21 protein-coding genes are annotated in these 22,689 nt (G+C 68.8%); 16 read left to right on the top strand and 5 right to left on the bottom strand.

Features of this window, described 5'->3' with window-relative positions; all coding sequences use genetic code 11:
• From ACIRSS_RS30905 to nuoN, 15 genes are all read left to right on the top strand, one after another.
• A complete protein-coding gene (locus ACIRSS_RS30905; protein WP_400900944.1) occupies window positions 1–1,287 on the top strand; it encodes a geranylgeranyl reductase family protein in 1,287 nt (428 codons plus the stop codon).
• Window positions 1,288–1,754: 467 nt separating this feature from the next.
• On the top strand, window positions 1,755–2,174 hold the full coding sequence (locus ACIRSS_RS30900) for an NADH-quinone oxidoreductase subunit A (RefSeq protein WP_086838657.1): 420 nt from the start codon (window positions 1,755–1,757) through the stop codon (window positions 2,172–2,174).
• Between the two features lie 4 nt (window positions 2,175–2,178).
• Window positions 2,179–2,727: an NADH-quinone oxidoreductase subunit B family protein gene (locus ACIRSS_RS30895; protein WP_086678877.1), complete on the top strand. Its 549-nt coding sequence runs from the start codon at window positions 2,179–2,181 to the stop codon at window positions 2,725–2,727.
• Window positions 2,728–2,731: 4 nt separating this feature from the next.
• Window positions 2,732–3,481 carry an NADH-quinone oxidoreductase subunit C gene (locus tag ACIRSS_RS30890; RefSeq protein ID WP_400900942.1) on the top strand — a complete coding sequence of 250 codons (750 nt, stop codon included), beginning with the start codon at window positions 2,732–2,734 and terminating at the stop codon, window positions 3,479–3,481.
• Entirely contained in the window at window positions 3,478–4,857 is a 1,380-nt protein-coding gene (locus ACIRSS_RS30885) for an NADH-quinone oxidoreductase subunit D (protein WP_400900940.1), read from the top strand. Before ACIRSS_RS30890 ends, ACIRSS_RS30885 begins: the two co-directional genes overlap by 4 nt.
• Window positions 4,854–5,711 carry an NADH-quinone oxidoreductase subunit NuoE gene (gene nuoE, locus ACIRSS_RS30880; protein WP_400900938.1) on the top strand — a complete coding sequence of 286 codons (858 nt, stop codon included), beginning with the start codon at window positions 4,854–4,856 and terminating at the stop codon, window positions 5,709–5,711. The genes ACIRSS_RS30885 and nuoE overlap by 4 nt, the downstream gene beginning before the upstream one ends.
• Window positions 5,711–7,009 carry an NADH-quinone oxidoreductase subunit NuoF gene (gene nuoF, locus ACIRSS_RS30875; RefSeq protein WP_400900936.1) on the top strand — a complete coding sequence of 433 codons (1,299 nt, stop codon included), beginning with the start codon at window positions 5,711–5,713 and terminating at the stop codon, window positions 7,007–7,009. Before nuoE ends, nuoF begins: the two co-directional genes overlap by 1 nt.
• The gene (locus tag ACIRSS_RS30870) at window positions 7,006–9,480 is read left to right on the top strand and encodes an NADH-quinone oxidoreductase subunit G (RefSeq protein ID WP_400900934.1); all 2,475 of its coding nucleotides are present in this window, start codon (window positions 7,006–7,008) and stop codon (window positions 9,478–9,480) included. The genes nuoF and ACIRSS_RS30870 overlap by 4 nt, the downstream gene beginning before the upstream one ends.
• Window positions 9,477–10,826: an NADH-quinone oxidoreductase subunit NuoH gene (gene nuoH, locus ACIRSS_RS30865; protein WP_400900932.1), complete on the top strand. Its 1,350-nt coding sequence runs from the start codon at window positions 9,477–9,479 to the stop codon at window positions 10,824–10,826. Before ACIRSS_RS30870 ends, nuoH begins: the two co-directional genes overlap by 4 nt.
• Window positions 10,813–11,337: an NADH-quinone oxidoreductase subunit NuoI gene (gene nuoI / locus ACIRSS_RS30860; RefSeq protein ID WP_086678351.1), complete on the top strand. Its 525-nt coding sequence runs from the start codon at window positions 10,813–10,815 to the stop codon at window positions 11,335–11,337. The genes nuoH and nuoI overlap by 14 nt, the downstream gene beginning before the upstream one ends.
• Window positions 11,334–12,194: an NADH-quinone oxidoreductase subunit J gene (locus ACIRSS_RS30855; protein WP_400900930.1), complete on the top strand. Its 861-nt coding sequence runs from the start codon at window positions 11,334–11,336 to the stop codon at window positions 12,192–12,194. Before nuoI ends, ACIRSS_RS30855 begins: the two co-directional genes overlap by 4 nt.
• Entirely contained in the window at window positions 12,191–12,490 is a 300-nt protein-coding gene (gene nuoK / locus ACIRSS_RS30850) for an NADH-quinone oxidoreductase subunit NuoK (RefSeq protein WP_360680313.1), read from the top strand. The genes ACIRSS_RS30855 and nuoK overlap by 4 nt, the downstream gene beginning before the upstream one ends.
• 10 nt (window positions 12,491–12,500) lie before the next feature.
• On the top strand, window positions 12,501–14,402 hold the full coding sequence (gene nuoL, locus ACIRSS_RS30845; protein WP_400900928.1) for an NADH-quinone oxidoreductase subunit L: 1,902 nt from the start codon (window positions 12,501–12,503) through the stop codon (window positions 14,400–14,402).
• Entirely contained in the window at window positions 14,402–15,952 is a 1,551-nt protein-coding gene (locus tag ACIRSS_RS30840; RefSeq protein ID WP_400900926.1) for an NADH-quinone oxidoreductase subunit M, read from the top strand. The genes nuoL and ACIRSS_RS30840 overlap by 1 nt, the downstream gene beginning before the upstream one ends.
• 2 nt (window positions 15,953–15,954) lie before the next feature.
• Window positions 15,955–17,523: an NADH-quinone oxidoreductase subunit NuoN gene (gene nuoN / locus ACIRSS_RS30835; RefSeq protein ID WP_400900924.1), complete on the top strand. Its 1,569-nt coding sequence runs from the start codon at window positions 15,955–15,957 to the stop codon at window positions 17,521–17,523.
• Window positions 17,524–17,556: 33 nt separating this feature from the next.
• On the opposite strand, the gene ACIRSS_RS30830 is transcribed toward nuoN, so the two are convergent.
• The 5 genes from ACIRSS_RS30830 to ACIRSS_RS30810 form a co-directional block, all read right to left on the bottom strand.
• Window positions 17,557–18,255: an ESX secretion-associated protein EspG gene (locus tag ACIRSS_RS30830; protein WP_400900922.1), complete on the bottom strand. Its 699-nt coding sequence runs from the start codon at window positions 18,253–18,255 to the stop codon at window positions 17,557–17,559.
• A 4-nt stretch (window positions 18,256–18,259) separates the two neighbouring features.
• On the bottom strand, window positions 18,260–19,543 hold the full coding sequence (locus ACIRSS_RS30825; protein WP_400900920.1) for a hypothetical protein: 1,284 nt from the start codon (window positions 19,541–19,543) through the stop codon (window positions 18,260–18,262).
• Window positions 19,540–20,124 (bottom strand): DUF3558 domain-containing protein, encoded by a 585-nt coding sequence (locus ACIRSS_RS30820; protein ID WP_400900918.1) that lies wholly within the window; start codon window positions 20,122–20,124, stop codon window positions 19,540–19,542. Before ACIRSS_RS30820 ends, ACIRSS_RS30825 begins: the two co-directional genes overlap by 4 nt.
• 35 nt (window positions 20,125–20,159) lie before the next feature.
• Window positions 20,160–20,579, bottom strand: a complete 420-nt coding sequence (locus ACIRSS_RS30815) for a hypothetical protein (protein ID WP_400900916.1) — start codon at window positions 20,577–20,579, stop codon at window positions 20,160–20,162.
• 160 nt (window positions 20,580–20,739) lie between these two features.
• Complete coding sequence (locus ACIRSS_RS30810; RefSeq protein ID WP_400900914.1) at window positions 20,740–21,396, bottom strand: hypothetical protein; 657 nt, start codon at window positions 21,394–21,396, stop codon at window positions 20,740–20,742.
• A gap of 238 nt (window positions 21,397–21,634) precedes the next feature.
• On the opposite strand from ACIRSS_RS30810, the gene ACIRSS_RS30805 reads away from it, so the two are divergent.
• A complete protein-coding gene (locus ACIRSS_RS30805) occupies window positions 21,635–22,687 on the top strand; it encodes a polyprenyl synthetase family protein (RefSeq protein ID WP_400901929.1) in 1,053 nt (350 codons plus the stop codon).
• Window positions 22,688–22,689: the final 2 nt, after the last annotated feature.

Raw genomic sequence — 22,689 nt, 5'->3', positions numbered from 1 at the left:
ATGACGCGACGCACCGCAGACCAGGACGCCGAAGTCATCGTCGTCGGCGCCGGACCCGCCGGTTCCACCGTGGCCACGTACCTGGCCCGCGCGGGCGTCGACGTCCTGCTGCTGGAGAAGACCGAGTTCCCGCGCGAGAAGGTCTGCGGCGACGGCCTGACCCCGCGCGGCGTCAAGCAGCTCATCGACCTGGGCATCGACACCAGCGAGGACGCCGGCTGGGTGCACAGCCGCGGCCTGCGGATCCTCACCGGCGACCTGACGCTGGAGCTCGACTGGCCGGACCTGACGAGCTACCCGCCGTACGGCGTTTCCCGCACCCGCCACGACTTCGACGACCTCCTCGCGAAGCTCGCGGTGAAGGCGGGCGCGCGGCTGTACGAGCGCACCACGGTGACCAGCGCGATCACCAACGCGAGCGGGCGCGTGGTCGGCGTCGAGGCCAAGGTCGGCCCGGAGAAGACGCCGGTGCACTACCGCGCGCCGCTGGTCCTGGCCTGCGACGGCGTGTCCGCGCGGCTCGCGCTGAGCGTCGGCATCCAGAAGAACGAGAAGCGCCCGATGGGCGTGGCGGTGCGCCAGTACTACAAGAGCCCGCGCCACGACGACCCGTTCATCGAGGGCCACCTCGAGCTGTGGGACCGCTCCGACCCGCGGGACCCGAAGCTGCTGCCGGGCTACGGCTGGGCGTTCCCGCTCGGCGACGGCACGGTCAACGTCGGCCTCGGCATGCTCTCGACGTCGGCGTCGTTCCGGAACACCGACTACCGCGCGCTGCTGCGCCAGTGGCTCGACGGGACGCCGGAGGAGTGGGGCTACCGCGAGGAGAACGCGATCGGCAAGGTCGGCGGCGCCGGCCTCCCGATGGGCTTCAACCGCACCCCGCACTACCGCGACGGCCTGCTGCTGCTCGGCGACGCGGGCGGCATGGTCAGCCCGTTCAACGGCGAGGGCATCTCGGCGGCGATGGAGTCCGCGCAGATCGCCGCGGAGGTCGTCGTGCAGGCGCTTGCGCGCCGCGAAGGGCCTTCGCGGGAGCGGGCGCTGGAGGCGTACCCGCGGGCCGTGGGCGAGCTGATGGGCGGCTACTACCAGCTGGGCAACGTCTTCGCGCGGATCATCGGCAAGCCGAAGATCATGCACGCCTGCACGAAGTACGGGCTGCGCATCAACAAGCTGCTGCCGCTGGTCTACAAGGGCCTGTCGGGCTGCTACGACGCCAAGGGCGGCGACGGCGTCGACCGCCTCATCTCGGCGCTGGCCCGGGTCACCCCGACCCCGCGCTGACCCGGTTCCGAGGCCCCGGCACGGCTTCCGTGCCGGGGCCTTCGCACGCGCGGACACACGAGTGGCCTAGCAAGTTGGCCGTACGGCCAGTGGGATAGCTCACACGGCGAAGTCCGGATTGTCCGACCATCCGGCGATCTTGACCGGCCTTCGCGCAGGTCGCGCGCGGGCCGTCACCACGCCGTGACAACGATGGCGCCGAAAGTTAGGGCACCCTTATAACACGGGGGCCTAGGGACAAGAATGTGAGTCGCGTCCTACACTCCCCCCATGCTTTGTGAATCGCTTCACATCCGCGACGAGTGGCTTGTGAACTATTTCACAAGCACCGCGCGGTCCAGCCACGGGCCGTAAGGAGACCCTGACCCTCGGCGGTGTGACCCAGGTCCCTTAGGGTGCCGACGAGGCCAAGCGGTTCCCCACCACAAGCACAACCGCATCGGCGCGGAAAGGATGGCGAAGACCCCGTGCTGACGTTGCTGACCCGAACCGACACGGTGCAGCTGGCGCAAGAGGCTCCCAGTCTGAAGCCCTACCTGCCCATCGTGATCTTGTTCGTCCTAGCGCTCGGTTTCGCCGTGCTGTCGGTCCTGCTGGGGCCGCTCGTCGGACCCAGCCGCTACAACAAGGCCAAGCTCTCCGCCTACGAGTGCGGCATCGAGCCGTCCCCGCAGCCGCTCGTCGGCGCCGGGCGGATGCCGGTCGCGTACTACATCACCGCGATGCTGTTCATCCTGTTCGACATCGAGATGGTCTTCCTCTACCCGTTCGCCGTGCAGGCGGACGCGCTGGGCACGTTCGGCCTGGTGGAGATCCTGCTGTTCATCGCGACGGTCGGCTTCGCGTACGCCTACGTGTGGCGGCGCGGCGGCCTGGATTGGAACTAGACCCATGGGCCTCGAAGAGAAACTCCCCAACGGCATCCTGCTGGCCAGCCTCGAAGGCCTCGTCAACTGGGCGCGCAAGAACTCGCTGTGGCCCGCGACCTTCGGCCTCGCCTGCTGCGCGATCGAGATGATGACGGTCGGCGGTTCCCGCTACGACATCGCCCGTTTCGGCATGGAGCGCTTCAGCGCGACGCCGCGGCAGGCCGACCTGATGATCGTCGCCGGGCGCGTCACGCAGAAGATGGCCCCGGTCCTGCGCCAGATCTACGACCAGATGGCCGAGCCGCGCTGGGTGCTCGCGATGGGCGTCTGCGCCTCCTCCGGCGGCATGTTCAACAACTACGCCGTGGTCCAGGGCGTCGACCACATCGTGCCGGTCGACATGTACCTGCCCGGCTGCCCGCCGCGGCCGGAGATGCTGCTGGACGCGATCCTCAAGCTGCACGCCAAGATCCAGGACGAGCCGATCAACGCCCGCCGCGCCGCCATCCGCGCCGCCAGCGGGGCGCGCACCGAGCTCGTCGCGTCGTCGATCAAGTACGCGAAGAAGTAGAGCGATGACTGAGAACCCCCAACCCGGCGAAGAGCAGTCGAGCGCCGAGCGGGCCGAAGGCGGCCTCGAGCCGACCGGCACCCGGCCCGCCGAACCGGTCGTCACCGGCCGCGAACGCCAGGGCATGTTCGGCGTCCACGGCACCGGCGACACCTCCGGCTACGGCGGCGTCCGGCTCCCGGCGTACAGCCCCGCGCCGGCCGAGCGCCCGTACGGCGGCTGGTTCGACCAGTTCGCCGACGAGTTCTACGCGGCCCTGTCGGACCACAAGATCCCCGCCGAGTCGATCCTGCAGACGACGGTCGACCGCGGCGAGATCACCTTCTACGTCGACCGCGAGAAGCTGGCGGAGATCGCGAAGGTCCTGCGCGACGACGGCGGCCTGCGCTTCGAGCTGCTGTCCTCGGTGTCCGGCGTGGACTACGGCGTCGACATCCCGCAGCGGCTGCACGCGGTCTACCACTTCACGTCGCTGACCTACCGCCGCCGGATCCGCCTCGAGGTCACCCTCGACGTCGAGGACGCGCACGTGCCGTCGCTGGTCGGGATCTACCCGACCGCCGACTGGCAGGAGCGCGAAGCCTGGGACATGTTCGGCATCGTCTTCGACGGCCACCCGGCCCTGACCCGGATCCTCATGCCGGACGACTGGGACGGCCACCCCCAGCGCAAGGACTACCCGCTCGGCGGGATCCCGGTCGAATACAAGGGCGCGGAGATCCCGCCGCCGGACCAGCGGAGGTCGTACTCGTGAGCACCGAGAACCTTTCCGACGTCAACACGGGAACCTCGACCACGCCCGAAGGCAGCGACAGCAGCGACGACGTCAACTACGCCGACTCCCGCGACACCACCGAAGGCCGCGTCTACTCGGTCTCCGGCGGCGACTGGGACGACGTCATCGCCGACGCGGCGCACGACGAGCGCATGGTCATCAACATGGGCCCGCAGCACCCGTCGACGCACGGCGTGCTCCGGCTCGTGCTGGAGATGGAGGGCGAGACCGTCACGCAGCTGCGGTCGGTCATCGGCTACCTCCACACCGGCATCGAGAAGAACTGCGAGTACCGGACCTGGACCCAGGGCGTCACCTTCGTGACGCGCATGGACTACCTGGCCCCGCTGTCGACGGAGATGGCGTACTGCCTCGGCGTCGAGAAGCTGCTGCAGATCGAGGCCCCGCGCCGCGCGCAGCTGCTGCGCGTGCTGCTGCTGGAGATCAACCGCATCGGCTCGCACCTGGTCTACATCGCCACCGGCGGCATGGAGCTCGGCGCCACCACCGCGATGACGCTCGGCTTCCGCGAGCGCGAAGAGGTGCTGCACCTGCTGGAGCACCTGACCGGCCTGCGGATGAACCACGCGTTCATCCGCCCCGGCGGTCTCGCGCAGGACATGCCGGCGGACTACCGCGAGAAGGTCACCGAGTTCGTCAAGACGATGAAGCAGCGCCTTCCGCTGTACGACAAGCTGTTCACCGGGCAGCCGATCTGGCGCAACCGGCTCAAGGGCGTCGGGTACCTGCCGGTCGACGCGTGCCTCGCGCTCGGCGTCACCGGCCCGGTGCTGCGGTCCGCCGGCCTGCCGTGGGACCTGCGCAAGACCGAGCCGTACTCCTGCTACGACGAGTTCGACTTCGACGTCCCGGTCGACAACGGCGCCGACTGCTGGTCGCGCTACCTGATCCGCGTCCACGAGATGCACGAGAGCCTCAAGATCATCGAGCAGTGCCTCGAGAAGCTCGAGCCGGGCCCGGTCATGGTCGAGGACAAGAAGATCGCGTGGCCCGCGCAGCTGTCCATCGGCAGCGACGGCATGGGCAACTCGCTCGAGCACGTCAAGAAGATCATGGGCCAGTCGATGGAGTCCCTGATCCACCACTTCAAGCTGGTCACCGAGGGCTTCAAGGTGCCGGCCGGGCAGGTCTACACCTCGGTCGAGTCGCCGCGCGGCGAGCTGGGCGCGCACCTGGTGTCCGACGGCGGCACCCGGCCGCTGCGGGTCCACGTGCGCGAACCGAGCTTCGTGAACCTGCAGTCGATGCCCGCAATGGCCGAAGGCGGCCTGGTCGCGGACGTGATCGCCGCGATCGCCTCGATCGACCCCGTCATGGGGGGAGTGGACCGATGACCACAGCAGTTCCCGAGCCGGGCCCGAACTACTCCGCGACGACGCACGCCGCGGCCGGGCCCGACACCGACGTCGTCGCCATCGCGCCGGACCCCGAAGTGGCCGCCGGCATCATCACCGAGACGCCGCTGGAAGACATCTTCGACGCGGACATCCACGCGAAGGCGCAGGAGCTGATCGCGCGCTACCCGATGTCCCGCTCGGCACTGCTGCCGCTGCTGCACCTCGTGCAGTCGGTGCAGGGGTACGTCAGCCAGGAGGGCATCGCGTTCTGCGCGAAGCAGCTCGACCTGTCCGACGCCGAGGTCAGCGCGGTCGCGACGTTCTACACGATGTACAAGCGCAAGCCGTGCGGCGAGCACCTCGTGAGCGTCTGCACCAACACGCTGTGCGCGGCCATGGGCGGCGACGCGATCTACAAGCGGCTCCAGACGCACCTCGGGTCCGAGTCGGAACCGCTGGGGCACAACGAGACCGCGGGCACGCCGAACGAGCCGGGCTCGATCACCCTCGAGCACGCCGAGTGCCTCGCGGCCTGCGACCTCGCGCCGGTCATCCAGGTCAACTACGAGTACTTCGACAACCAGACCGAGGACAAGGCCGTCGCGCTGGTCGACGCGCTGCAGGCGGGCAAGAAGCCGGCCCCGACGCGCGGCGCCCCGCTGACGAACTTCAAGGGCGCCGAGCTGCAGCTCGCCGGGTTCTTCCCGGAGGACGAGCGGATCTACCGCCAGGACGTCGACGGCCCCTCGCAGGCCGTCGAGACGCTGCGGGGCGCGAAGCTCGCGCAGGACCGCGGCTGGGTCGCGCCGGTCGCACAGGACGTTCCGCTCCCAGAAGTGGAGAAGAAGTAGTGGCTGACCCCATCACTCCGGTCCTCACGAAGCGCTGGCTGTCCCCGAACTCCTGGCAGATCGGGACGTACGAGGCACTCGAGGGCTACACCGCCGTCCGCAAGGCTCTCGCCGGGACGCCGGAGCAGCTCGTCCAGCTGGTCAAGGACTCCGGCCTGCGCGGCCGCGGCGGCGCGGGCTTCCCGGCCGGCATCAAGTGGTCCTTCATGCCGCCGAACTTCGACAAGCCGCACTACCTGGTGATCAACGCCGACGAGGGCGAGCCGGGCACCTGCAAGGACATCCCGCTGATGATGGCGGACCCGCACTCGCTGATCGAGGGCTGCATCATCGCCTCGTACGCGATGCGCTCCAACCACTGCTTCATCTACGTCCGCGGCGAGGCGCTGCACTGCATCCGGCGCCTCAACGCGGCCGTGCGCGAAGCTGAAGCGGCGGGTTACCTGGGCGAGAACATCCTCGGCTCGGGCTTCGACCTGAAGATCACTGTCCACGCGGGCGCGGGCGCGTACATCTGTGGTGAAGAGACCGCGCTGCTCGACTCGCTGGAAGGCCGTCGTGGCCAGCCGCGGCTCAAGCCGCCGTTCCCGGCCGCCGCGGGTCTCTACGCCGCGCCGACCACGGTCAACAACGTCGAGACCATCGCGAGCGCGCCGTTCATCGTCAACGGCGGGTCGAGCTGGTTCCGCGAGATGGGCCGCGAGAAGTCGCCCGGCCCGAAGATCTACTCGATCTCCGGCCACATCGAGAAGCCCGGCCAGTACGAGTGCCCGCTCGGCACCACGCTGCGCGAGCTGCTCGACATGGCGGGCGGCATGAAGGACGGCATCCCGCTCAAGTTCTGGACCCCGGGCGGCTCGTCCACCCCGATGTTCACCGCCGAGCACCTCGACGTTCCCCTGGACTTCGAAGGCGCGGCGGAAGCGGGCTCCATGCTCGGCACCACCGCCGTCCAGGTCTTCAACGAGACCGTGTCGGTGCCGTGGGCCGTGATGAAGTGGACGCAGTTCTACGAGCACGAGTCCTGCGGCAAGTGCACGCCGTGCCGGGAAGGCACGTACTGGCTGGCGCAGATCCTCGAGCGGATGGTCGAGGGCCACGGCACCGAGGAGGACATCGACACCCTCCTCGACGTCTGCGACAACATCCTCGGCCGGTCGTTCTGCGCCCTCGGCGACGGCGCGGTGTCGCCGATCCAGAGCGGCATCAAGTACTTCCGCGAGGAGTTCCTCGCGCTGTGCGAGAAGAACCGGCACGAACAGACCAAGCCCGAACTCGTGGGAGCGCAGGCATCATGACGATCGCGCCCGACAAGCCCGAAACGGCCGCGACGCCGGTCCCCGAGGGCCACGTCAAGCTGGTCATCGACGGCGAAGAGGTCATCGCCCCCAAGGGCGAGCTCCTCATCCGCACGGCCGAACGCCTCGGCACGGTCATCCCGCGGTTCTGCGACCACCCGCTCCTCGACCCGGCCGGCGCCTGCCGCCAGTGCCTGGTCGAGGTCGAGATGGGCGGCCGGCCGATGCCGAAGCCGCAGGCGTCCTGCACGATGACCGTCGCCGACGGCATGGTCGTCAAGACGCAGCTGACGTCGCCGGTCGCGGACAAGGCCCAGCAGGGTGTGATGGAGCTGCTGCTCATCAACCACCCGCTGGACTGCCCGATCTGCGACAAGGGCGGCGAGTGCCCGCTGCAGAACCAGGCGCTGGCCCACGGCCGCGCGGAGTCGCGGTTCGTCGACACCAAGCGGACGTTCCCGAAGCCGCTGCCGATCTCGACGCAGGTGCTGCTGGACCGCGAACGCTGCGTCCTCTGCCAGCGCTGCACCCGGTTCTCCCGCGAGATCGCCGGCGACCCGTTCATCGAGCTCCTCGAACGCGGCGCCCACCAGCAGATCGGCACCGCGGAGACGGCGGACGTGCTCGACATGGCGTCGCGGACGACGTCCGGCCAGCCGTTCCAGTCCTACTTCTCCGGCAACGTCATCCAGATCTGCCCGGTCGGGGCCCTGACGAGCGCGGCCTACCGCTTCCGCTCCCGCCCGTTCGACCTGGTGTCCTCGCCGAGCGTCTGCGAGCACTGCTCGTCCGGCTGCGCCGAGCGCACCGACTTCCGGCGCGGCAAGGTCCAGCGCAAGCTGGCCGGCGACGACCCCGAGGTCAACGAAGAGTGGATCTGCGACAAGGGCCGGTTCGCCTTCCGCTACACCGGCGCCGAGGACCGCATCCGGCGTCCGCTGGTCCGCAACCCCGAGACCGGTGAGCTGGAAGAGGCGTCCTGGACCGACGCGCTGCGTGCCGCGGCGGCCGGGCTCGTCGAAGCCCGGTCGAACGGCGGCGTCGGCGTCCTGCCCGGTGGCCGGCTGACCGTCGAGGACGCCTACGCGTACTCGAAGTTCGCCCGCGTCGCCCTGCAGACCAACGACGTCGACTTCCGCGCCCGCCCGCACTCGGCCGAGGAGCTCGCGTTCCTCACCTCGCACGTCGTGGGCGTGACGCCGGAGTCCGGCGTCACCTTCGCCGAGATCGAGCGGGCCCGCACGGTCCTGTGCGTCGCCTTCGAGCCCGAGGACGAAGCCCCGATCGTGTTCCTGCGGCTGCGCAAGGCGGCCCGCAAGAACCGCACCCGGGTCGTCCACTTGGGACAGTGGACGACGTCGTCGGTGCGCAAGACGTCCGGCGAGCTGCTCGCCTGCGTCCCCGGCCAGGAAGCCGCGGCCGTCGAAGGCATCGCCAAGCACGCGCCGGACCTCGACGAGGCCCTGCGCGGCGAGAACGCGGTCGTCCTGGTCGGCGAGCGCGCCGCCCAGGTCCCCGGCCTGTTCTCCGCGCTGCACGACCTGGTCGAGCGCACCGGGGTCCGCCTCGCGTGGATCCCGCGCCGGGCGGGCGACCGCGGCGCGCTGGCCACCGGCTGCGTGCCGACGCTCCTGCCGGGCGGCCGCCGGGTCGGCGACGACGCCGCCCGCGTCGCCGTCGAAAACGCCTGGGGCGTCCCGATCCCGGCCACCCCGGGCCGCGACACCACCGGCATCCTGCAGGCGGCTTCGGCCCGCGACCTCGGCGGCCTGGTCGTCGGCGGCGTCGACCCGTTCGACCTGCCGGACCCGGACCTCGCGCTGCGCGCGCTGGACAACGCCGGCTTCGTCGTCAGCCTCGAGCTCCGCCACAGCGCGGTGACCGAGCGCGCGGACGTCGTGCTCCCGGTGGCGGCGTCGGACGAGAAGTCCGGCAGCTACCTCAACTGGGAGGGCCGCACCCGCCCGTTCGACACGACCATCGAAGGCACCGGCGCCCTGCCGGACTGCCGGGTGCTCGACACCCTCGCCGTCGAGATGGACGCCGACCTGTTCACGCAGACGCCGGCCGCCGCCCGCGGCGACTTCGAGAAGCTCGGCCCGGCCTCGGCGCTGCGCTGGGGTCCGGTCGAAGCCGCGACCGGCGGTGCCACGGCGGCGCCGGGCGCGGGCCAGGCGGTCCTGTCGACTTGGCGCCAGCTCATCGACAACGGGTCCCTGCAGGACGGCGAGCCGCACCTGAAGGGCACCCAGCGCACGCCGGTCGCGCGGCTGTCCGCGAAGACCGCGGAAGGGCTGGGCGTCACCGTGAAGGTGAGCACCGAACGCGGCGCGATCACGCTGCCGGTGGAGATCGCGGACCTGCCCGACGGCGTCGTGTGGCTGCCGGGCAACTCCGACGGCTCCGCCGTGTTCAAGACGCTCGGCGCCGGGCACGGCGCCGTCGTGAACCTCGCTGGAGGTGGGCAATGACCCCGCTGCTGACCGAAGCCGCCGTCGGGAGTGTCCCGGACGCGGCGACGCGGGCGGCGCTGCTGGCGGACGACCCGTTGTGGCTGATCCTGCTCAAGTGCGTGGTCATCCTGCTGATCGGGCCGATCATGACGATCTTCCTGATCGTCTGGGAGCGCAAGGCGGTCGGCCGGATGCAGAACCGGCCCGGCCCCAACCGGGTCGGCCCGGGCGGCTACCTGCAGTCCCTCGCGGACGCGATCAAGCTGCCGTTCAAGGAACAGATCATCCCGGACACGGCCGACCGCAAGGTGTACTTCCTCGCGCCGGTCATGTGCGTGGTGCCCTCGCTGATCGCGTTGTCGGCCATCCCGTTCGGCCCGGTCGTGTCGATCTTCGGCGAGCGCACCGTGCTGCAGCTGCTCGACCTGCCGGTCAGCGCGCTGGTGATCCTGGCCTGCTCCTCGATCGGCGTCTACGGCATCGTCCTCGCCGGCTGGTCGTCCGGCTCGCCGTACCCGCTGCTCGGCGGCATGCGCAGCGCGGCGCAGGTGATCTCCTACGAGATCGCGATGGGTCTCTCGATCGTCGCGGTGATCCTGCAGGCCGGCTCGCTGAACCTGGCCGACATCGTCGGCGCGCAGCACAAGGTGTGGTTCCTCTACCTGGTCCCGAGTTTCGTGATCTACCTGATCTCGATGGTCGGCGAGACCAACCGCGCCCCGTTCGACCTCCCGGAGGCCGAGTCGGAGCTGGTCGGCGGCTTCCACACCGAGTACAGCTCGATGAAGTTCGCGATGTTCTTCCTCGCCGAGTACGTCAACATGGTGATCGTCTCGGCGTTCGCGACCACGCTGTTCCTCGGCGGCTGGATGGCCCCGTGGCCGCTGTCGCTGATCGGGAACAACGTCCTCAACACCGGCTGGTGGCCGGTGCTGTGGTTCTTCGCGAAGATGTTCATCCTGCTGTTCGGGTTCATCTGGCTGCGCGGCACGCTGCCCCGCCTGCGCTACGACCAGTTCATGCGCCTGGGCTGGAAGGTCCTGGTCCCGCTGAACCTGGTGTGGATCGTCATGGTGACCTTCGCGAAGGTCATCGTCTGGAACACCGCGTCCATCATCATCGCCGCGGTCGCCATCTTCATCGTCGTCGCCCTGTTCTTCTACGTCCGCGCGGCGGGCCGCGAAGAGGAGAGCGAGACCGTGCCGGTGACCGGTGGCGGTTTCCCGGTCCCGCCGCTGGACCTCAAGGTCCCGCAGACCACCCCGCGTCAGAAGGCCCTGGCCAAGGCCGAGGCGAAGGCGGCCCGCCGCAAGCCGGCGGCCGTCGGTACCGCAAAGGAAGGAGCGCAAGATGGGGTTTCTTGATCCCGTCAAGGGCTTCGGCGTCACCTTCGGGATGATGTTCAAGAAGGTCGCCACCGAGGAGTACCCGGAGGCCGGCGCGCCGGCCGCACCGCGGTACCACGGCCGGCACCAGCTGAACCGCCACCCGGACGGCCTCGAGAAGTGCGTCGGCTGCGAGCTGTGCGCGTGGGCGTGCCCCGCGGACGCGATCTTCGTCGAGGGCGGTGACAACACCGAGGAGGCCCGGTTCTCGCCGGGCGAGCGGTACGGCGCGGACTACCAGATCAACTACCTGCGCTGCATCGGCTGCGGCCTCTGCATCGAGGCGTGCCCGACGCGGTCGCTGACGATGATCAACTTCTACGAGCTGGCCGACGACGACCGCCAGCGGTTGATCTACACGAAGGAAGACCTGCTCGCCCCGCTGCTGCCCGGCATGGAGCAGCCGCCGCACCCGATGCGGCTGGGCGAGAACGAGCAGGACTACTACGTGAACGGTCCCGAGCTGGCTCGCGGGGAGGGCGTCAAGTGATCACCGCTCTCCTGAGCCAGGCGCCCACGGGGGCCGCCGCGGGCGTGACGACCGGTGAGGCCATCGCGTTCTGGATCCTCGGCCCGCTCTCGCTGCTCGGCGCGCTCGGCATGATCTTCTCCCGCAACGCCGTGCACTCGGCGTTGTGGCTGGTGCTCACGATGCTGAGCCTGGGCGCGCTGTACATGATCCAGTCGGCGCCGTTCCTGGGCTTCACGCAGATCATCGTCTACACCGGCGCGATCATGATGCTGTTCCTGTTCGTGCTGATGCTGGTCGGCCGGGAGAGCTCCGACTCGGTCGTCGAAGTCCTGCGCGGCCAGCGGCTCGCCGCGACGGTGCTGGGCATCGGCCTCGCCGCGCTGCTGGCCACCGGCATCTACCGGGCCCTGGCCAACGTCACCCCGGCCACCCCGCTCGACTCGACGACGTCCGCGGGCGGCGGGCCGAAGGGCCTCGGCCGGCTGATCTTCACCGACTACCTGTTCCCGTTCGAGCTGACGTCGGCGCTGCTCATCACCGCCGCGGTCGGCGCGATGGTGCTGGCCTTCACCGACCGCCACGGCAAGGGCGGCAAGCAGACGCAGAAGGAACTGGTCGTCGCCCGCTTCCGCGGCGAGCACGACCGGCCCTCGCCGCTGCCCGGCCCGGGTGTCTTCGCCACCGCCAACTCGGTGGCGACGCCGGCGCTGCTGCCGGACGGTTCGGTCGCCCCGGAGTCGCTCTCGGCGATCATCGAGTCCACGTCGGCGATCGAGCTGGCGAAGGAACGCAAGCTCGTGGCGGACGACACCCCGCACCCCGACGCGCACGCGCTGGTCGGCTCGGAAGGTGCTTCGGAAGGGGAGAAGGAATGACCCCCACGTACTACCTGCTGCTGTCGGCGCTGCTGTTCGCGCTCGGCGCGGTCGGCGTGCTGGTGCGGCGCAACGCGATCGTCGTGTTCATGTGCATCGAGCTCATGCTCAACGCCGTGAACCTGACGCTGGTCACCTTCGCCCGGATCAACGGCGGGCTCGACGGCCAGATCATGGCGTTCTTCGTCATGGTCGTCGCGGCCGCCGAGGTCGTGGTCGGCCTGGCGATCATCATGGCCATCTTCCGCACCCGGCGCTCGGCTTCGGTCGACGACACCAACCTGCTGAAGTACTAGGAGACACCGAGTGACCGCATCATCGTGGCTGCTGGTGGCCTTCCCTGCCCTCGGCGCCCTGATCCTCCTGCTGGCGGGCAAGCGCGCGAAGGCCTGGGGGCATCTGCTCGGCTGTGCCACCGTCACCCTGGCTTTCATCTACGGGCTAATCCTGTTCTTCAGCGCGAACACGAGCACGGCGACCGACGTCAAGGTGTACTCGTGGATCCCGGTCGGTCAGCTGCAGGTGGACTTCGGGCTGCGGATCGACGCGCTGTCGCTGACGTTCGTGCTGCTCATCACCGGCGTCGGCATGCTGATCCACTACTACTCGATCGGCTACATGGCCGACGACGAGGGCCGGTACCGCTTCTTCGCGTACCTGAACCTCTTCGTCGCGTCGATGCTGATCCTGGTGCTGGGCAACAGCTTCGTGACGCTGTACCTCGGCTGGGAAGGCGTGGGCCTCGCGTCCTACCTGCTCATCGGCTGGTACCAGGGCCGCCCGTCCGCCGCGACCGCGGCGAAGAAGGCGTTCCTGATGAACCGCGTCGGCGACGTCGGGCTCGCGCTGGCGATCTTCATCATGTTCAAGTACGCGGGCTCGACCGGCTACGCGCAGGTCTTCCAGGCGGTCGCCGACGGCAAGTTCTCGCCGGGCGCGATCACCGCGATGGCGATCCTGCTCCTGCTCGGCGCGTGCGGTAAGTCCGGCCAGTTCCCGCTGCAGGCCTGGCTCCCGGACGCGATGGAGGGCCCGACCCCGGTCTCGGCCCTGATCCACGCGGCGACGATGGTCACGGCCGGTGTCTACCTGGTGGCCCGCTCGAAGGACATCTTCAACGCCACCGCGGACGGCCGCCTGATCGTCATGCTGGTCGGCACGGTGACGCTGCTGCTCGGGTGCATCATCGGCTGCGCGTACGACGACATCAAGAAGGTCCTCGCGTACTCGACGGTCAGCCAGATCGGCTACATGATGCTGGCCGTCGGCCTCGGGCCCATCGCGTACGCGCTCGGCATCATGCACCTGGTCGCGCACGGCTTCTTCAAGGCCGGGCTCTTCCTCGGGGCCGGGTCGGTCATGCACGGCATGAACGACGAGGTCGACATGCGGAAGTTCGGCGGCCTGCGCAAGCACATGCCGATCACCTTCATCACCTTCGGCCTCGGCTACCTGGCCCTGATCGGCATCCCGCCGCTGTCGGGCTTCTTCACCAAGGACGCGATCATCGAAGCGGCGTTCGGCCAAGGCGGCTGGCGCGGCTGGGTGATGGGCGGCGCCGCGCTGCTGGGCGCCGGGCTCACCGCGTTCTACATGACCCGCCTGATGGTGATGACGTTCTTCGGCAAGGAGCGCTGGAAGGACATCAAGAGCACCGACGGCCGCGACTTCCACCCGCACGAGTCCAAGGCGATCATGTGGGTCCCGATGGCGGTGCTGGCGGTCGGCTCGGTCGGCGCCGGCGCGTTCTTCGCCCTCGGCGACCGCTTCGCCCACTGGTTGACCCCGTCGGTCGGCGAGCTGGAGGAAGCGCACAACGCGCCGTTCGACGCGTGGGTGATCTCCGTCGCCGCGATCGTGTTCTCCCTGCTGGGCGTGGTGATCGCGTACCTGATCTTCCGGCGTGACGTGCCGGTCGAGCAGCCGCAGCGGGTCTCGTTCATCACCCGCGCGGCGCGCAAGGACCTCTACGGCAACGCCCTCAACGAGACGCTGGTCGCCCGCCCGGGCACCTGGCTCTCGCGGGCGCTGGTGTACGTCGACAACCGCGGCGTCGACGGCGCGGTCAACGGCCTGGCCGCCGGCCTCGGCGGCGGCTCCGGCCGGCTGAGGCGGCTGCAGACCGGGTTCGTCCGGTCCTACGCGCTGTCGATGCTGGGCGGCACGTTCCTGCTTCTGGCGGCTCTCCTGCTGGTGAGGTTCTCCTGATGACCTGGTTGCTCATCCTCATCCTGGTGCCGCTGGCCGGCTCCCTGGTGCTGGCGTTCCTCAAGGGGAACGACCGCGCCGCGGTGCTGGCCGCGCTGGGGTTCTCGATCCTCGAGTTCCTGCTCGTGATCCCGTTCTGGCTCAGCTACTCGCCGTCGGGCACGCGGTTGCAGATGACGTCGAGCTTCGACTGGATCCCCAGCTTCGGCGTGCACATCGCGTTCGGCACCGACGGCATCTCGCTGATCATGATCGCGGTGATCGCGCTGCTGGTGCCGATCGTCGTCGGCGGGCTCGGCACGCTCGACAAGCTGCCACCGGGCCGCAGTGCGGGCGGGTTCCTTTCGCTGATCCTGCTGCAGGAAGCGCTCACGATCGGCGTGTTCGCCGCGACCGACGTCTTCCTGTTCTACGTGCTGTTCGAGATCATGCTGATCCCGATGTACTTCCTCATCGGCGGCTACGGCGGCGCGAACCGGCAGTACGCGGCGGTGAAGTTCTTCCTCTACTCGTTCCTCGGCGGCCTGATCATGCTGGCGTCGGCGATCGGGGCGTACTCGCTGGCGGCGGACAAGCTCGGCAAGGGCACGTTCGACTGGGCCACGCTGGTCACGGTCGTCCGGGACGCGCCGCTGCACACGCAGATCTGGCTGTTCCTCGGGTTCTTCCTGGCCTTCGCGATCAAGGCGCCGCTGGTGCCGTTCCACACCTGGCTGCCGGACGCGGCGGGGGAGGCGCCGATCGGCGTCGCCGTCCTGCTGGTCGGCGTGCTGGACAAGGTCGGTACGTTCGGCTTCCTGCGCTACTGCCTGCCGATGTTCCCGGACGCGAGCAAGACCCTGGCGCCGCTGGTGCTGGTGCTCTCGGTGATCGGTGTCCTTTATGGATCGATCCTCGCGGCGGGGCAGCGGGACATGAAGCGGTTCATCGCCTACGTGTCCATTGCCCACTTCGGCTTCATCTCGCTCGGCATCTTCGCGTTCAACGAGCAGGCGATGGTCGGCTCGGCGACGTACATGCTGAACCACAGCATCGCGACCGGCATGCTGATCGTGGTGATCGGCCTGGTGATCGCGCGCGGCGGGTCGTCTCGCATTTCGGACTACGGCGGCATGGCGAAGGTGACTCCGCTGCTGGCCGGGCTGTTCCTCCTCGCCGGTCTGTCCACATTGTCCTTGCCCGGCACCAACTCGTTCGTCTCCGAGTTCCTGGTGCTCATCGGGGCGTTCGTGGACCAGCCGGTGTACACGATCCTCGCCACGGTGGGCATGGTCCTCGCCGCGGCGTACGTCCTGTGGCTCTACCAGCGCGTCATGCAGGGCCCGGTCCGCGGTGACGCCCTGATCGGCGTCGGCGGCGGCCCGGGGACCGCGATGGCGCCGGAACTGGGCGCCAAGAAGGCCATCACGGACCTGAACGGCCGCGAGATCGCGATCCTGGCGCCGCTGGTCGTGCTGGTCCTCGTCCTCGGCTTCTACCCGAAGCCGGTGCTCGACACAGTCACCCCGACGGTGCAGCAGACGCTGTCCGCGGTCCAGGGAGGCAAGTAACCGTGCTCGACATCCTCCTGACCCAGGCGCAGCCGCCGATCGCGACGCCGTCGGTGGACTACCCGGCGGTCCTGCCGATGCTGATCGTCTTCGGCGCGGCGTGCGTGAGCGTGCTGGTCGAGGCGTTCGCGTCGAAGCGCTCGCGCTTCAGCCTGCAGGTCGGGCTGAGCCTCGCGGCGATCCTCGCGGCCGGCGTCAGCCTGGTCCTGTACGCGACGGGCAGCGCGCCCGCGGGCGGCGTGAAGACGTTCAGCGGGGCGATCTCGATCGACAAGCCGGCGCTGTTCCTCTGGGGCACGCTGCTCGCCCTGGCCGTCGGCGCGGTGCTGCTGATCTCCGACCGCGTGGTCGAGCCGGGCGGCGCGCTGGTCGCGCAGGCCGGCATCCGCCCGGTTACGGTCCAGGACCGCGCCCAGACGGCGACGGTCATGCAGACCGAGGTGTTCCCGCTGACGCTGTTCGCGCTCGGCGGCATGATGGCGTTCTGCGCGTCGAACGACCTGCTGACGATGTTCATCGCGCTGGAAGTCCTGTCGCTGCCGCTGTACCTGATGTGCGGCCTCGCGCGGCGGCGGCGTCTGCTGTCGCAGGAAGCGGCGGTCAAGTACTTCCTGCTCGGCGCGTTCTCCTCGGCGTTCTTCCTGTACGGGCTGGCGCTGCTGTACGGCTACGCGAACTCGGTGAAGCTGGCCGACATCGCGGCCGCGGCGGCGGGTTCGGACCGGTCGGACACGCTGCTGTTCGCCGGTCTCGGCCTGCTGGTGGTCGGCCTGCTGTTCAAGGGTTCGGTCGGCCCGTTCCACACGTGGACCCCGGACGTCTACCAGGGCGCGCCGACGCCGGTGACGGCGTTCATGGCGGCGTGCACGAAGGTCGCGGCGTTCGGCGGGATCCTCCGGGTGCTGTCGGTGGCGTTCTCGTCGACTTCGTGGGAGTGGCGCGGAGTCCTCTGGGGCGTCGCGATCATCTCGATGGTGATCGGCGCGGTGCTGGGCCTGACCCAGACGGACGTCAAGCGCATGGTGGCGTACTCGTCGATCGCACACGCGGGCTTCCTGCTGGTGGGCGCGATCGCGATGACTCGCGATGGCTTGTCCAGCACGCTGTTCTACCTGCTGGCGTACGGCTTCACGACGCTGGCGGCGTTCGGCGTGATCAGCCTGGTGCGCGACTCCTCGGGCGAGGCAACGCACCTCTCGGCGTGGGCGGGCCTGGCGAAGCGGTCGCCGTTGGTGGCGGGCGTGTTCACGTTCTTGCTGTTGGCCTTGGCCGGGATCCCATTGACGTCCGGTTTCGTCGGGAAGTTCGTGGTGTTCTCGGCGGCGCTGTCGGACGGAATGGCGCCCTTGGTGGTCGTGGCGCTGGTGTTCAGCGCGGTGGCGGCGTTCTTCTACCTGAGGGTGATCGTGCTGATGTACTTCTCCGAGCCGGCGGCCGACGGCCCATCGGTGTCGGTCCCGGGCTTCGGCACGGGAACGGCGATCTTCCTCGGCACGGCGGTGACGCTGATCCTGGGCCTGGTCCCGGCGTTCGCGTTGGGCTGGGCCGGAGCGGGCGGCTTCGCTTCCTGAGTTCGTTCAACCCCGGGCCGCCACTCCCTTTTGCTAGGGGGTGGCGGCCTTCAGTTTGTGGCTGAGCCGCCGAGGTTCGCCGGGCATGACACTGATGTAGCCATCGGCGAGCGCGATCCCGACGCGACCTTCGTCGAGATCGAGGTAGCTGACGGTGCTGTCGTCGGCTTTGCCGTCGGCGTTGTCGCTGGCGTAGAGCTGCCCGAGGCCTTGGTGAGGTCGTTGGAAGAGGGAGTCGAGCTCCTCGGCTTCCCGGCTGCGCGCGGGGGCGTCGTCGAAGACGTCGCTGACGTCCTGGGGGCCTTTGAAGTCCTCTTGGGACAGGGTGAAGGGCTTGATGTTCGCCGCCGGGTATTCGGGCAGGTGGGCCACGAGGGCATCGGCGGGATGGGTGTCGTGGCTTCCGAGTGTCACGCGATCACCCCGGCAGACAACGGTCACAGTCCGCGTGGAGAGGATGCCGACCTGCCCGGTGAGATCGCGCGCGTAGGCGTAGAACGAGTACGCGGGATTGTCGATGAGGTGCAGGACATCTTCGAATTCGGGGGTGAAGCCATCGCCTTGGGTGAAACCGTATTCGCTGAGTTCTTCGAAGGCTTCCCGTCCGAGGCGCTTTGCCGCCGACGGAGGGACATACCTGAGCCCGCCGGCGAGGATGGGGTGCGGATCCCCGCAGCCGACGTTGCGCATGGCGGTGAGAAGGGTATGAAGAGAGAGATCGGCATGCAGCATGGGTCTACTTCTTGGGCCGATTCTCACCGATCACCGGCGGCATGGGCTTTTCGATGAAGCCGCCGAAGGTTTCGTCGGGATCGGGGTTTTTGAGGTAGCCGGCTTTTTTCTTTTCCCGGTCTTCTTCTTTACCGCCGCGCCCGCCGGCGGGAGTGCCCATGGGCATGCCGTTGGCACCCCGCGGGCCGGCGGTACCTCGGGCTGAGGCGCCTCCGATCCGTTCCTCGGGGAGCCGGGCACCGGTGCTCGGGCCAGGGGCGCGTAGGCCTGTTCCGGGGTTTGTGCCTGTCCCTGGTCCGGTGCCTGTTCCTCGGTATCCGGTGCCTGTGCCCGTGTTGGTGCCGTAGCCGCCGGTTCCGGGTCCGAAGCCGCCGGAGTAGCTGCCACTGCCGCCGGGCCCGAAGACGTAGTTGTCCCCGAGGTTGCTGACGGGCTGCCCGGTGGGTCCGAACTGGTACCCGCCTTGAGCGGCGGGAGGCATGACGGGTTTGGGGACGTAGCTGTTGGCGTGGGTGTTGTCGGTGTTGCTGTTGCCAGGCTGTTGAACATTGTTGCTGCCTGGCTGCTGACCGTGGTTCTGGAACTGGTTCTGGTTCGTGAACTGGTTCTGAACTTGGCGCTGTCCAGGTTGGACGGTATCTCGGGTCTGCTGCCCGGGAACCCGCGGCTGGTTGGGGTTCCTGGCCCACTCACCGGTATCGGTAGGCCCGGCGGTCTTGTGTCGCGTGTCGGCCTTGGGGGTGGTGGTCATGGAGACGGGAGCACCGGAGTCCGCGAGCTGGGCATATCGGGCGGGCATCTGACCGCCATTGGTGCTGCTGGCGGAGTGGTAGGCGCCGAAGGCTTCGATATTGGCCTGGCTATCGGACTGCCAGCTGGCAACCTTGGTGGCGTAGGAGCCGGTGCCTTCCCCGTTGAAGACGCGAAGGATGTCCTGAGCGGTGAGCTCGGGAGGCTGAGGAGCAACGGGCTTGACGGAGTGCTTGGCGGTCCCAAAGGCATCCATTTGAGCCCCAACAGCAGCCTGAGCAGTCTTGAGATGAACGGCATCATCAGCAGCGGCTTGAACAAGGGGAAGGGTGGCATCACCAGCAGCCTCCCCGGCACGGCCTTGCCAACCAGAAAGGGTCTTGGCCCGGAGGGCACTGATCCGCTGAGCGCGCTCAACCATCCGAGTAGTCAGCTGAGCCGCACCGTCCTGCGCATCCGCCAGTGAGCCGGTGCCTTCGCCTCCGGTGATCTGTTCGTAGATCTGAGCTGCCGTCAGTGGACCCTCAACGGCCATCATTTCCTCTCCTTCAGAGAGACAACCACTTTGGAGGCGACAGTCTTGGCTGATTGGCAGGGGTCGGTCTTGCCAACGTTTGCGCGAGACTGTGTAACTGTCAGATCGATCGTGGAGTGGTCACTCGTCCCGATGGCCAACGAGCACATACCCTCGGACCGGTAGTCCGACGTACCGTAGATGACCGCTGGATAACCCTCGATCGGCTGCAGCGGTTCAAAGAGCTTGTAATTGGTTCCTCGCGCGCGGTAGACGCCAGTCAGTCCGAGGTCGTCGACGGTCGCGAAGATGACGTTCACGCTGGCGCCGGAACCGTCAGCCGGATCCCAGCTGCAGGTGGGACCAGCCGGAGCTTTGAGATCAGGTTTGGGAGTCACCGGACGGCCGAACAGCTCCTCGACCTGTGAATCGGTCAATGCGGAGCACGGCTCCGAGGCAGATCGCGTGGTGTCGATCGGGTTTGCCACTGACGGCACGCCTGGGCCGGGGACTTCTTGCCCCGTACCCGAGACTCTGGACGAGCTCGGCGTGCTCACCGGAGACGCGGTACCCGAGGTCTCCGGCGAGCACGCAGCGAGAACCATCGACCCAACGCATGCCAAGAGCAGGACGCGGCGCACTAGAGGGTGCCTTTCGTGGTGTTGCCGATTTCGGTGGCGTGAGTCTCTTCGGCGTTCGCGTAGTTGCCCAGCGCGGCGACGAACTTGTCGGCCATCGCATCGCAGTGCTTCGCCCGCTGTCGCAACGTTTCGGTCAGGGCGTTGCCCGAGGCGCGTATCAGCTCGGCGTTCCCCAAGCTCGCGTATTCCAGACCGGGCCCTTGTGCTCGCGCGAGTGTTTCTGCCTGTGCTGCGTCGATGCGAAACTCACTTGCCAGGTCCCGCCACTCCTTGACCAGCTCGTGCAGGGTCGCTTCGTCGTACTGGAACCCCGCTCCACCCGCACCCGACCCGCCCCCATAAGACCCCGCCCCACGCACCACCGGATGCAAAGGCGCCCGACGCGTGCCGTTCGGGTCGTACACCGGCCCCTCAGCCACCGCAAATCCCCGTCGTCATCAGCTCTCCCCTAGCTCGCAGTGTGCTTCAACCCCGCCACCCTGCGTATCCGACGGCCAGCACACTACCAGGGTTCCCACCTCCCGAAACACGAACGAGGGACCGCAGCCAGCTCCCCGGCCGCGGCCCCTCGGACACCCCTTACGGCGTCGGTGAGCAGGAAGTGTGACCCAGCACCACCTGGCCGCTCACCCCCGACGCCGGCAGGAAGTCGATCCGCAGCATCGTCAGCCCGATGCTGCCGTCGCCCGGGAGGTTCTGGATGTTGAACACCGCGTTCGCCAGCACCGTTCCGTTGGACTTCTTGATCGGCGACACGTAGCCCACCGGCACCGGGCTCGGCGGGTTCGGGATGCCCGACATCCCTCCATAGCTCCAGTTCGCGTTCGTCTGCGTCTGGGTCGCCGTGCACTTCACCGTGAACGTCGACAGCTTGACGCGGGGGCCGCCCGCGCTCACCAGGGCCGACAGCTCGAAGTTCTTGCCCGTGGCCGTCGACGTCGTCGTGGTCGCGTCCGTGTCCGGGTCCGTCACCGTCGTCGTGCAGGACGACGTGCCGCCGCCGAACGTGATGCCCGTCTTCGTGACCACCTGGGCCGTCGCGCTCGTCGGTCCTTCGACCGAACAGTGGCCCTGCGTCGGGACCGTGATCGTCGAGCCCGCCTTCGTGAACGACGCCGAGCCGATGTTCGCCACGCCCGGCTCGGGCGTGGCCTGCGCCGGCGCCACGCCGGCGCAGAGCCCGGCCACCAGCAGTGTTCCGGCGAGCCCGGCCCGCCTCGCGATCGTGTTGCGCATTGCGAGTCCTCCTTGAGTGATCTCCCTGAGGGCAATATCCGCCCGCCGGAGACGCCCGTTGCGCCCGAAATCGCTGATCACTCCTTCGGGGATCGCGAACCACCCGTCGGTGGCGCCGGACGGGGTGTCGTGTTCATCACCGTTTCCGCTGGACAGCGGGTAAACGACCGCGCGGGGTAGCCACTACGCTCAAGGCATAACCCGACCGGTGCACGAGTAGAGCGGAGCCGACGTGTCTGTGCCTTCCCCAGCCCCCGGGGCGGGATCCCTCCCCGCTGCGCCGGGTGGCGCCCTCGAGGACCTGCGCGCGTCGGTTGGCCTGCAGATCGCCGACGAAACCCTGCTGCGCGCCATCGCCACCGGCCTGGCCGACGTCGAGAAGCTGCTGCGCGAGGTCGTCCGCAGCGACGTGCAGGCCGTCAACGACGCCGCGTTGCACCTGGTCGAGGCGGGGGGCAAACGTTTTCGTCCCCTCTTCACGCTGCTGTCCGCGCAGTTCGGCCCGAAGCAGGACGACCACGTCGTGATCGCCGCCGCCGCGGTCGAGCTGGTGCACCTCGCCACGCTCTACCACGACGACGTCATGGACGAGGCGGACATGCGCCGCGGCGCCGAGAGCGTCAACGCGCGCTGGGACAACACCATCGCCATTCTCACCGGTGACTTCCTCTTCGCGCACGCCTCGCGCCTGGTCGCCGACCTGGGCACGGACGCCGCGCGGATCATCGCCGAGACCTTCGGCGAGCTGGTCACCGGCCAGATGCGCGAGACCGTGGGCCCCGGTCCGGGTGACGACGCGGTCGCGCACTACCTCACCGTGATCGCCCAGAAGACCGGCTCGCTGATCGCCACGTCCGGCCGCTTCGGCGGCATGATGTCCGGCGCCGCCGAGGAGCACATCCAGGCGCTGCGCCGCTTCGGTGACATCATCGGGACCGCGTTCCAGATCTCCGACGACATCATCGACATCGCGTCGCCGTCCGCCGAGCTGGGCAAGGCGCAGGGCACCGACCTGCGCGAAGGCGTCCGGACGCTGCCGATGCTGTACGCGCTGGCCGACCCGGGCACCGACCCCCGGCTGGTCGAGCTGCTGTCCGGCCCGATCGCCGACGACGAGCTCGTGCGCGAGGCGCTGGAGCTGCTGCGGGCCAGTAGCGGACTCGAACGCGCACGCGTCACCCTTTCCGACTACGCTCAGCGCGCGCGAGCCGAGCTAGCCGCGTTGCCCGCGTCACCCGCCCGGGACGCGTGCGAGTCGGTCGCCGACTACCTGGTCGCGCGCACGCACTAAAC

The sequence above is a fragment of the Amycolatopsis sp. NPDC101161 genome, from assembly GCF_044768185.1.
Lineage (GTDB): Bacteria > Actinomycetota > Actinomycetes > Mycobacteriales > Pseudonocardiaceae > Amycolatopsis.
The sequence above is the reverse complement of the archived record's forward strand: the minus strand, read 5'-3'. Positions and strand labels throughout refer to the sequence as shown.

What these genes read in the sequence shown, in the direction of transcription:
- ACIRSS_RS30905 (WP_400900944.1), top strand. Translation starts at nt 1, where the DNA reads ATGACGCGACGCACCGCAGACCAGGACGCCGAAGTCATCGTCGTCGGC.
- ACIRSS_RS30895 (WP_086678877.1), top strand. Translation starts at nt 2,179, where the DNA reads ATGGGCCTCGAAGAGAAACTCCCCAACGGCATCCTGCTGGCCAGCCTC.
- ACIRSS_RS30890 (WP_400900942.1), top strand. Translation starts at nt 2,732, where the DNA reads ATGACTGAGAACCCCCAACCCGGCGAAGAGCAGTCGAGCGCCGAGCGG.
- nuoE (WP_400900938.1), top strand. Translation starts at nt 4,854, where the DNA reads ATGACCACAGCAGTTCCCGAGCCGGGCCCGAACTACTCCGCGACGACG.
- ACIRSS_RS30870 (WP_400900934.1), top strand. Translation starts at nt 7,006, where the DNA reads ATGACGATCGCGCCCGACAAGCCCGAAACGGCCGCGACGCCGGTCCCC.
- nuoH (WP_400900932.1), top strand. Translation starts at nt 9,477, where the DNA reads ATGACCCCGCTGCTGACCGAAGCCGCCGTCGGGAGTGTCCCGGACGCG.
- nuoI (WP_086678351.1), top strand. Translation starts at nt 10,813, where the DNA reads ATGGGGTTTCTTGATCCCGTCAAGGGCTTCGGCGTCACCTTCGGGATG.
- nuoK (WP_360680313.1), top strand. Translation starts at nt 12,191, where the DNA reads ATGACCCCCACGTACTACCTGCTGCTGTCGGCGCTGCTGTTCGCGCTC.
- ACIRSS_RS30840 (WP_400900926.1), top strand. Translation starts at nt 14,402, where the DNA reads ATGACCTGGTTGCTCATCCTCATCCTGGTGCCGCTGGCCGGCTCCCTG.
- ACIRSS_RS30830 (WP_400900922.1), bottom strand. Translation starts at nt 18,255, where the DNA reads ATGCTGCATGCCGATCTCTCTCTTCATACCCTTCTCACCGCCATGCGC.
- ACIRSS_RS30825 (WP_400900920.1), bottom strand. Translation starts at nt 19,543, where the DNA reads ATGATGGCCGTTGAGGGTCCACTGACGGCAGCTCAGATCTACGAACAG.
- ACIRSS_RS30820 (WP_400900918.1), bottom strand. Translation starts at nt 20,124, where the DNA reads ATGGTTCTCGCTGCGTGCTCGCCGGAGACCTCGGGTACCGCGTCTCCG.
- ACIRSS_RS30810 (WP_400900914.1), bottom strand. Translation starts at nt 21,396, where the DNA reads ATGCGCAACACGATCGCGAGGCGGGCCGGGCTCGCCGGAACACTGCTG.